The organism is Neobacillus drentensis (genome assembly GCF_036965425.1).
GTDB lineage: Bacteria > Bacillota > Bacilli > Bacillales > Cytobacillaceae > Neobacillus > Neobacillus drentensis_F.
The window spans coordinates 1-9,590 of the sequence record NZ_JBALPP010000065.1; the positions used below are offsets into that span (position 1 = coordinate 1).

Genomic DNA, 9,590 nt, shown 5'->3' on the forward strand with positions numbered 1-9,590 from the left:
AAAAAGACCGCAGCAGCGATCATTTTCTTTAACTCTTGCACCCGTTACTTGAACAAGGTGGCTAGGAATTTACCCAATGTGATACTCCTATTTCCTAAACAACAATTCAATTACTTTAACTAAAGCAGAAACAACTAATATTGTTAAACCTATTTTCAATACTCCTAAAGAAATAAAAATTATCCCTAACAAAGAAAAAATAAAGCCAGCAATAAAAATACTTTTTGGCTTAATTTTAACTCCCCCTTACAAAAGCAAATATTTTATTAAACCTGAAATTATATGTGTGAGCTGAACACTTTAGTTTAAATAAGAAAGAAAAAGCTGCCACATTGACAGACCTGCTCTACAACTCTTGCACCCTATAGTTTAAGTACAATGTTTCACCATTTTCGTCATTATTTCAATTTGCTTAATTAGCTACACTAGTCTTCGCTTCATTTGAAGAATCACTTGATTGCTTCTTCCAGAACAATGTGATAACTATTCCCAGAGATAGTATCACAGTCGCAAAGTAGTAAGGGTAGTTAATATCTATATCAAATAATATACCCCCTAGAATTGGTCCACTAATGTTAGCTAAACTTGTAAACATAGAGTTCATTCCACCAACGAAACCTTGTTCGTTCCCGGCGATATTTGAAAGGTATGAAGTAACTGCTGGTCGGAAAATATCGAATCCTACAAAAACAATAAATGTAACAAGTAAAATTGAGAAATATGAATGGACAACAGTCATTAAAAAGACAAGTACGGCTGATAATATTAAGCTATATCGAATCAGTTTAATTTCGCCCCAAGTTTTTGTAAGCCAATCAAATAATAGGACTTGTGAAACTGCACCAAAAATTGCACCACCTGTGATAACAATGGCAATATCGGACGGTTTAAATTGAAATTTATGGTCCACAAATAGACTAAAGAACGATTCAAAAGCTGCTAAACCAAATGAGGCAATAAAAATTAAAATAAACGCAAGGAAATATTTTGGGGCAATAATACGTTTAAAACCAACCTTACCGTCGGAGACTTGTTCATTATTATCTTCTCTACGATTCGGCTCAGATAATAAAATAATAGAAAGTATAGCCGCAATGGTACCAAGTGCTCCTGCAAAGAAGAATGGTATACGTGTTCCAAATTCCGCTAAGAATCCACCAATACCTGGACCAATAATAAATCCTGTGCTAATGGCAGCTGACATAAACCCGAGTGCTTTCGGGCGAGTATCCAAATTTGTAATATCAGCAATAAAGGCTGTAACTGCTGGCATAATGAAAGCAGCACTAATTCCACCTAAAACGCGGGAAATAAATAGCATTTCGATTCCTTTTCCGATCCCAAATAAGAATTCTGAAATTCCAAAAATAAATAAGCCAATAACAATCATAATTTTTCTGCCGAATTGATCTGCCGCTTTCCCTGCGAATGGTGAAACAATCAATTGAGATATGGCAAATGCTGCTGTTAAATAACCAACTGTTGTTCCAGTAATGCCTAATTCATTCATCAGCGTAGGTAAGACTGGAATTACAAGACCAATTCCCAAAAAGGCTATGAATAAATTCATTAATAATAATCCTAAGGTGACTTTATGAGTCTTCATCTTTTCCACTCTCCTTAACAATACAAATTACTTAAACTTATTTGCATTATTTTCATTTGTTTACAATTTCCATCCTAGTGTATATAGTAACTATATAGTCAAGGGGGGGTGCTCTAAAAAATGGATAAAAAACATGGCAAGTATTTAACTACTGGGGAATTTGCGAAGCTTTGTAAGGTAAACAAACAGACAATCTTTTATTATGATCAAATTGGTCTTTTGTCTCCCCTATGGAAAAATGAAAAAGGTTATCGTTATTACTCCATTCACCAAATAGAGCTTTTCTTTGTTATTGATTTATTAAAGGAGCTTGGTATGTCGCTGAACGATATTCAACAATATACACAAAATAAATCTCCTGAAAGTTTTTTATCATTAATGCATCAAAAAAAAGAAGAGATTATGAAAAAGCGTAAGGAGATTGAAATGAAGGAAAGAATGATTGATGCAAAAATTGCCTTAATGGAAGAAGCATCACACCTTGATTTTCAACGAATTACGCTTAAACAATTACCGGAAGCAACGCTTTATCTAAGTAAAAACATTGAAAATGTAACTGATGAAGAATTTATAGAAGTTATTTCAGATTTTATTAATGAATTGAACATATCTCATCTTGATTCAGGATATCCAATAGGTGGTATTACGAAACGGGAGCACGTTATGAAGGGAGAATTCTCTAATTATAGCTTTTTATATATTGAGCAACCAGATCCAAAGGTGGGCTATCCGTATTTTCAAGCTGTGAAAGGTGATTTTCTCATTGGATATCATATTGGGGATGAGAAAACAATACCTAAAACATATAAGCGACTTTTTTCAGAGATGGAACGTTTAAATTTAGCCTTAGGCGATTATGTTTTTGAAGAGTATATTTATGATACAGTTGTAATGAATCATAAGGAACATTACGTCACCAAAATTATGATTCAAGTCGAATAAAAAAGACAATGATAAGCGTGATATTTTCACGCTTTTTTGTATTGGTAATTTTCCCCACAGTTCAACCAGTATACCTTTATTTAACCATACCCCTCCCCCACAATTACTGTATTTACAGATTTCACCCTTTTTATAAAAAAAGCAGAACCTTTAAAAACTTTTTTTATTAAGAAAAAGTTAAGGGGCATTGTGCATAATCAATCCTGTAAGCGAGATAACAACAAAAAAACATATACAGGTCAGTTTTAGGAGGAATTACACAATGAAGAAAAAATGGTTATTTTGGCTTCCAGTCGGAGCAGCAGCAATCTGGGCTGGTTCTCATTTACTTCCAGGTATCGGGCACTTCGGCGGTCATGGCATGATGCAAGGCGGTCAAGGTCAGAGTATGGCCCAGGGCGGCCCTGGTCAAGGGATGATGCAGGGCGGTCGAGGTCATGGCATGATGGGGCATGGAGGGAAGCATGGCTTTGGCTTTGACTTCGGTTGGACAAGAACCCTTATCGGTGTAGGTATTACACTCTTCGGTGTCTCCCTTCGCAAACATGCCGGAGATAAAGCTTGGAAGAAGTGGGCTGGTTATGGATTAATTGGTGTCGGCCTTGCAGCAGCCTTAAAGGCAGCCCTTCCGGTTCTGGCCATTGGGGCAGGTGCTTACTGGTTGTTTAAGAAAGCAGGTTCCTCTAAGCAAAAGGGATTCAGCCCTATCGGCTATACAGCAGCCCCTGTGGTTAGCAGCAACTCACAAATTTTAGATGCATGGGAAAAGAATATTACTAAGGAGGAAAAGTAAAATGGGTATTTTTAATAGAGTAAAAACAATCGTAATGGCGGACTTACATGAATTATTGGATAAGATGGAAGATCCAATCAGTCTATTGAATCAATATATGCGTGAATTGGACGAGCAGGTTGAGAGGGCCAAGAAAACATTAGGCCATCAGCTGTATTTAGAAAAACATCATGAGCTGCTTGTCGCAGAGGCCTCGGCAGTGGTAGCAAAACGTACACGTCAAGCTGAGCTTGCAGTTGAAAAAGGTGAAGACACCATGGCAAGAATGGCTCTTCAAGAAAAATTACAGCAGGAAGCAAAACTGAAACTCTATCAAGAGCAGCATGAGGCAATGAAACAACAAACATTAGCTCTTCGTGAACAAATTGATACATTGCTTGAAAAATACAACGAATTATCGAACAGACGACTGGTGCTAATCTCACGTGCACATGCCGCAAAGGCACAACAGCAGCTGCAAAAAGCGGTCGCTTCCTTCAGTACGGACAATGCCTTGAAAGGGTTCCGCCGAGTAGAAGATTATGTCCAACAATTAGAGGCACAGGCTTCGGCTGCTTCCTACTTTATCCCTTCTGCCCAAGCGGTAAACTTGGAAATACAAGAAGCGGTAGAGCGTGAGTTGGCCTCGCTAAAGGAAAGTAAGTAATGAACGCTACTAGTTTCATCAATACCTTGGAGTCTGGCCTGCAAGCAAAACTAGTTGCTGTGAAAGAGCTGGTGCCAGGTAATTTAGGATCCATTGTTTCTCAATGGAGCGTAAAGCTGGGGATTAGCAATTTTGAATTATCTTTGTTCAGTGTTTTACTCGTTTCTATTACTCTAGCAGCATTAGTAGTTGGCTGGTACCTTCGCAGGTTTGGTAAGAAAAAATGGCTGGGATATATCATTAGTTTCATCGGCTTTCTTCCTGTCCTACCGATTATGATGGCCGGAACCCTTGTTTATTGGATGGGTAAACTATATTGGAAGAGCGGTAAAGTTCGCTCGAACAAAGAATCGGCACCCAAGGAACCACGGAAGGATAGTTCAAACATAAATGACTGGGAACAGGCATTGAAAGGATTGGAAAAATTACAATCATAGTCTGATATTTATGAAGACAAAAAGACTGCATATTGCAGTCTTTTTGATATGCACTACTTTATACTAAACTGAAAAACATATTCGATACTCCCAGAAGGAGTACTAATCCTTAATTCCCCTAAATAATAACCTGCACCTTTTGGCAATTCTGTAATATTGATATAATCTTCTTTTGTTACTTTGTATGAAAGTTTAATATCGGTTGGTCCTAAATTACGCCCATCCTTTGTTAAAGAAAGCTCCCAATTCCCTTTCATCTCATCCCTAGGTGTATTTGCGTCTTGGTATCCCCAAGGCGGGATGGGACTAGTAATCTCAAGGATAGACCCTTTCTCTAAAAAAATAGGAGATTTCCCTTTTAAGACTTCTTCTTTTGAAGTCGTCGAACAAGGATTAATTGGACTGGGATTATCCCTGTAAGTACACCTATTAAAAGAATAAATTTCTATATTATGATTATCAACCCGAACTTTTGGTGCTTGGTCCAAATACATTAAATCTGCCGCCTTCGCCTTTTCTTCCTTAATGTAGTTATATACAAGCAGTATAGGTATGATTGAAACGATTAATAAAAGCCCCCATAATCTTATATTTTTCACAGAATAGGAATCCCCCTTTTTGATTGTCAAGCTGATTGCCTAACTATGAGTTTATATCAAACTTCCTAATTATACCATAAGATAATTTCCATTTTTTCCAACCATAAAAAGAGCCCTCCTGCATTTATACAGAAAAGCCCATCTGGAAGGGAAATATTACAATATTTCCCATATTCACTTATTATTAATTTAAAAGGCTGGTATAAGATTCAGCAAGAATGGTAATCATATAGATACCAAGAGTTTATTCCCTTTTTGCCCCTCCTTTTGAGGGGTTTTTTTATTAGGATTATGAGCAATTGTAGAATAGGGGAAGAAATTTGTAGAATATCCATCTAGATTTGTAGTATGTACCTCTTAATTTGTAGAATACCCAGTGAATTTTGTAGAATAACTCCATGTATAAGAGACTACTAGTTTGCCCATACTGATGATAGTTCAGAAATCGAGGGGGAATGGCTAATGAAGGAGAATAAATTGTTATTATCTGAGTTTGCTACAGAAGATGGTTTCGAGCTTAATAGGTATATCACGCAGCTGTTTGAGGTATTTTCTAATCTATCAAAAGGCGACAATATGAATACAGAGCCAGCCCCGAAGTGAGGGCTGGCTTTTTAAATATTTATTCTCCAATATATTTAATCTTTACGCCATTTACACTAGTATCCATTTCGTATGTTTTTGAAGATTTATTATACGTAACCTTTAGAGTCCTTTCATTAAGCCATTCAATTGAAAAACTTTTATCCGCAATAAATGTATTTCCTGATTCATTCTCAAGATCTTCATCTTTCGCTAATATCGATAATTGCGGTGAATAGTTCGTTGTGGCTCCACAGTCTCTTAAGAAAACATAAGCTACTTTATCTCCGCCTGGGGATGGGACACTTTTTGAAATTTGATTCCCACATGCATCTGCAAATACTAAATCCAATAAATATTTAACGGACATAAACACAGCAAATAAGACTATTAATGTTATTAAAAGAGGCTTTATTCTTTTTTTCATTAGAAATCACTCTTCCCTACATTTTTTGGTAATTGTATCACACTGGTACATAGAATATCTATGTATTATTTCTGAAATTTTGACTTTTTTTGTAGTATTTCCCCGGAAAAAATCTAATTTTGCTAGTTCCTAGCTAAATTTAGGGTGCAGTTTTTGTCTGACGATTCTGGAAGGAATTACGGGGCTTAGAACTAATATTAAGACTAAACCAGTAATAGAAACGTGAGGTGGGTTCGTTTGCTTAAAATGAAAAAGTTATTGGTTGTTCTAGTGGCTCTTGTTCTGCTGCATGTGTTTCCTAGTGTGGTTTCGGCGGAGGAGAATCCGTCGGGCTGGAAGTTGGAGGGTGGAACGTGGCATTTTTATGATGCTGGTGTAATGAAGACGGGCTGGGTGCTGGATGCCGGCCGCTGGTACTATTTGGGTAAGGATGGCGCGATGCAGACGGGTTGGGTGAAGGACGCGATCCATTGGTACTATTTGGACAAGCATGGCGTGATGAAGACCGGTTGGGTGCTGGATGGCGGCAAGTGGTATTACCTCGATCAGCACGGTGCGATGAAGACCGGTTGGGTGCTGGATAGCGGCAAGTGGTATTACCTCGATCAGCATGGGACGATGAAGACCGGTTGGGTGCTAGTGTCAGGTACCTGGTATTACTTGGATTCAAAGGGCGCAATGGTGAAGGGTTGGAAATGGATTGGCTCGGCCTGGTATTATTTCAGTTTGCGTGATGGCGGGATGTTGCGGCAGAATTTTGCTGATGGATATTATTTGATGGATAACGGCCGGATGACAATGGCTGGCAATGCGGATGTTGTTTCGGTTGTGGAAGGGTTGAAAAAGTGGATTGATGTGGGGTTGACGCAGTCTGACCTGCAATCGCGGCTGGGTGCCGGGTATCATGATTTGGTAGGGATTGAGGGCGAAAAGTATTGGTTGTATACGTTGAAGGTCAGCAGTCCTGGCACATATAAAGCGGTGAATTGGGATGCTGATGATTTCGGCGCGGAGGATTTAGCGAACGGGTCTGCCGATGTCATTGTGCTTGTGTTTTGGGATAGCACGAAGAAGGCGTTCCAGGTGTCAATGGATTATTTCGATGCGAACCATAAATTCCATCACTATCATTCTTCTAAATATGATTATGTGTATAATTAAATGAATTGCCAGTCCCTTCAACCTTGGGACTGGCTTTTTTCATACAAGCGGCGCGTTGATTAAAGTGGTGAAGAAGAGCTCATGAACATGGCCATCGTCAAGTGTGGTCGTACCTTGAACTACATGAATATGTTTTCCGCCACCAATATCAATAGCAGGACCCGTTTGGATTGCGACTTCATGATGATGATCTAAAAAATCCGTATTCACCATGATGGTATGAACATGACTATCTCCCATCGGAATCACCTCACTGGTCACACCTGCGAAACGATGATTATGCCGATCGTCATCTTCCTCTGCTAACTTCGTACTAGCGGTGAATTCATGCACGTGGGTTTGAACGGTGTTTTCAGTATTCTCAGTAGGACTTACATTTGTCTGCCTATTTGAATTTTTCCTGTTCCTATTTGAATTGGCATTTCCTTGATTCCAGCTCATAAGAACCCAACCCCCTCTTAATTACATACGAAAAAAATATATTCAAAGGGAATCCTTTTCATGAGCTATTTGTACTTTTTTATTTATTTTTAATGAGCCGTTTTTTTATAATCGTATTAATTGTACTATTTACTCTTTTTTACAATGAAATCTACGATTGCCTTAATAACCATCAAGCTTACAAGACTAACTAAAAATGAGTAGAGATAGTTCCAGTTCATGAGCTTATATATGCCCATTTTTGAAAAAATAGGTGCCCCTACGAAGGAAATAAGGGCAGATAAAAGAAGATTGCCTATGATATAGGGCTTCCATTTACTGCAATATTGGTAAAGCAATGCGACAAGGCTCGGCACTATTCCAAAATCTGCCGCATTAAATCTTGCTGTAAAAAACAATAATTGGTGAGGATATTCCCACAGGTTGAATTTAACTCCTGTTTCATCCATAGTACCAACTATAATAAAGGCAACAAGAAAGGCAATGGTGATGGGTAATATTCTTTGTCGGTCAATAAGGACAATGAATAGGAAAAATAGCCCGAAGTTAACAACCGCAATAACCCACCATTGAAATGAAAATAAATCAGTATGAATCCAATATTCTTTCTGTATTTGGTTAAGGCTTTTATGTAGATCCTCCATTTGTTGATACATGTTGTCACGACCTCTGCATTGGAATTCAAATCTAATTTTTCCTATCTTTTATGTTTTATTCCATAACATAAAAAACTCCTTGGCCCATATGACCAGGGAGATCGTTGCTTTATGCATTTTTCAGCTGCTTCCAGTGGCTAAGATGGATAACACCAAGTTCTGGCTGCGGGTCTCCTTCTAGTAACGCCAAATATTCAAGCGAGTTCCCATCCGGATCCTCGAAGTAGTAACACGCCGCCGGCATCCAGGCATGGACAACCGGTTCCGATATATCGAATCCAAACGCAGGCCGCAGCTCGATTCCTTTGCTTTCAAGGTATTGCGGCAGTTCTTGTAATTGTTCTACCGATAGTGCGAAGGCGAAGTGCTTTTTGAAAAATTGGTCCTCCGGGACTTCCCAAACTCCGAGCATTTGCTCTTTTGTACCAGGTTCACCAAGCCAGAAAAAGGCGACCCTTCTTTCGTTAAGCACATAGGCAAGATCCAGGTCGATTGATTGATAGAATTCGATTGATTTTTCTAGGTTTTTACAGTAAACATGGGTTTCATATAGTTTCACATTTTTCATTGCATATACCACCAATCTGTATTTGATGATTTCATTTTAGTGGTTTTATGGGTTAGAAACATTGTGCTTTGGTGGGATTATTTCTCCATCAAAAGTCGTAGGCTATTCTTTTGTCGATCTGCCCTTGGCCATGTCGCCTCTTAAGATCATGCATGTACTGGTGGAATGGGCAACAAGGCTTTCTTTTTCATCATAAACACGGCATTCGAGCAGGCCGATCGAGTTCCCCTTTTTGATAACTTGTCCAACAGCACGAAGCTTTGATTTCCAAATTGGTTTCAGGAAGTTTAGTTTTATTTCCACTGTGGTAAAAGCTTCGTCGTCCGCCAAAGTGCTCGCGAACGCATACCCCATCGCCGCATCCGATAGGTCGCAGAGGATTCCGCCATGTAGTGTCCCCATTGGATTGTACAGCCGTTCCGTGGTTTCCATCTCCATGACCACTCTTCCCTCTTCCAGTCCAACTAGTTCAATCCCGAGCAGCTGCGTAATCGGTGCTCCAGGAGCATCTCCGGTTAATACCTTATTTAATTGATTATAATGCTTCATCGCCATGGCCTCCATTTGGTTAGTTTGAATTTTCTGTATTTTTATCATACCATGAATTGGATGAGCTTGTCTTTTTTGGGGGAGTGGGACTAGAAGTAACCGATAAGTTTGCGAAAGAACCCGATATTTTTTAAAAGTTGCTGCTTAGGCTGCGTTATCCGCTGATTGACGCTCGCTATCCGC

Annotated in this window: 13 protein-coding genes; 6 read left to right on the forward strand and 7 right to left on the reverse strand. The window is 38.9% G+C overall.

The window, feature by feature from the left end; all coding sequences use genetic code 11:
• Window positions 1–412: 412 nt before the first annotated feature.
• Entirely contained in the window at window positions 413–1,606 is a 1,194-nt protein-coding gene (gene norA / locus V7161_RS17030) for a multidrug efflux MFS transporter NorA (protein WP_335714152.1), read from the reverse strand.
• 120 nt (window positions 1,607–1,726) lie between these two features.
• On the opposite strand from norA, the gene V7161_RS17035 reads away from it, so the two are divergent.
• From V7161_RS17035 to V7161_RS17050, 4 genes are all read left to right on the forward strand, one after another.
• Entirely contained in the window at window positions 1,727–2,548 is an 822-nt protein-coding gene (locus V7161_RS17035) for a MerR family transcriptional regulator (protein WP_335714153.1), read from the forward strand.
• Between the two features lie 262 nt (window positions 2,549–2,810).
• Window positions 2,811–3,341 (forward strand): hypothetical protein, encoded by a 531-nt coding sequence (locus tag V7161_RS17040; RefSeq protein WP_335714154.1) that lies wholly within the window; start codon window positions 2,811–2,813, stop codon window positions 3,339–3,341.
• A 1-nt stretch (window position 3,342) separates the two neighbouring features.
• A complete protein-coding gene (locus tag V7161_RS17045; RefSeq protein WP_335714155.1) occupies window positions 3,343–3,987 on the forward strand; it encodes a PspA/IM30 family protein in 645 nt (214 codons plus the stop codon).
• On the forward strand, window positions 3,987–4,424 hold the full coding sequence (locus V7161_RS17050) for a hypothetical protein (RefSeq protein ID WP_335714156.1): 438 nt from the start codon (window positions 3,987–3,989) through the stop codon (window positions 4,422–4,424). The genes V7161_RS17045 and V7161_RS17050 overlap by 1 nt, the downstream gene beginning before the upstream one ends.
• Before the next feature lie 53 nt (window positions 4,425–4,477).
• Here V7161_RS17050 and V7161_RS17055 read toward each other — a convergent pair whose 3' ends face one another.
• A complete protein-coding gene (locus V7161_RS17055) occupies window positions 4,478–5,023 on the reverse strand; it encodes a hypothetical protein (protein ID WP_335714157.1) in 546 nt (181 codons plus the stop codon).
• A gap of 462 nt (window positions 5,024–5,485) precedes the next feature.
• Here V7161_RS17055 and V7161_RS17060 point away from each other — a divergent pair, with 462 nt between their 5' ends.
• Window positions 5,486–5,626: a hypothetical protein gene (locus V7161_RS17060; RefSeq protein WP_335714158.1), complete on the forward strand. Its 141-nt coding sequence runs from the start codon at window positions 5,486–5,488 to the stop codon at window positions 5,624–5,626.
• A gap of 19 nt (window positions 5,627–5,645) precedes the next feature.
• On the opposite strand, the gene V7161_RS17065 is transcribed toward V7161_RS17060, so the two are convergent.
• The gene (locus V7161_RS17065) at window positions 5,646–6,032 is read right to left on the reverse strand and encodes a hypothetical protein (protein ID WP_335714159.1); all 387 of its coding nucleotides are present in this window, start codon (window positions 6,030–6,032) and stop codon (window positions 5,646–5,648) included.
• A gap of 246 nt (window positions 6,033–6,278) precedes the next feature.
• Between V7161_RS17065 and V7161_RS17070 the strand changes: the two genes are divergently transcribed.
• Window positions 6,279–7,193, forward strand: coding sequence for a hypothetical protein (locus tag V7161_RS17070; RefSeq protein WP_335714169.1), 915 nt, complete (start codon window positions 6,279–6,281; stop codon window positions 7,191–7,193).
• Window positions 7,194–7,232: 39 nt separating this feature from the next.
• On the opposite strand, the gene V7161_RS17075 is transcribed toward V7161_RS17070, so the two are convergent.
• The 4 genes from V7161_RS17075 to V7161_RS17090 all read right to left on the reverse strand — a co-directional run bounded on the left by V7161_RS17075 (window position 7,233) and on the right by V7161_RS17090 (window position 9,407).
• Window positions 7,233–7,634, reverse strand: coding sequence for a YmaF family protein (locus tag V7161_RS17075; RefSeq protein WP_335714160.1), 402 nt, complete (start codon window positions 7,632–7,634; stop codon window positions 7,233–7,235).
• A gap of 125 nt (window positions 7,635–7,759) precedes the next feature.
• Window positions 7,760–8,290 carry a CBO0543 family protein gene (locus V7161_RS17080; protein ID WP_335714161.1) on the reverse strand — a complete coding sequence of 177 codons (531 nt, stop codon included), beginning with the start codon at window positions 8,288–8,290 and terminating at the stop codon, window positions 7,760–7,762.
• Between the two features lie 109 nt (window positions 8,291–8,399).
• A complete protein-coding gene (locus V7161_RS17085; RefSeq protein WP_335714162.1) occupies window positions 8,400–8,858 on the reverse strand; it encodes a VOC family protein in 459 nt (152 codons plus the stop codon).
• A 102-nt stretch (window positions 8,859–8,960) separates the two neighbouring features.
• Window positions 8,961–9,407: a PaaI family thioesterase gene (locus V7161_RS17090; RefSeq protein ID WP_335714163.1), complete on the reverse strand. Its 447-nt coding sequence runs from the start codon at window positions 9,405–9,407 to the stop codon at window positions 8,961–8,963.
• Window positions 9,408–9,590: the final 183 nt, after the last annotated feature.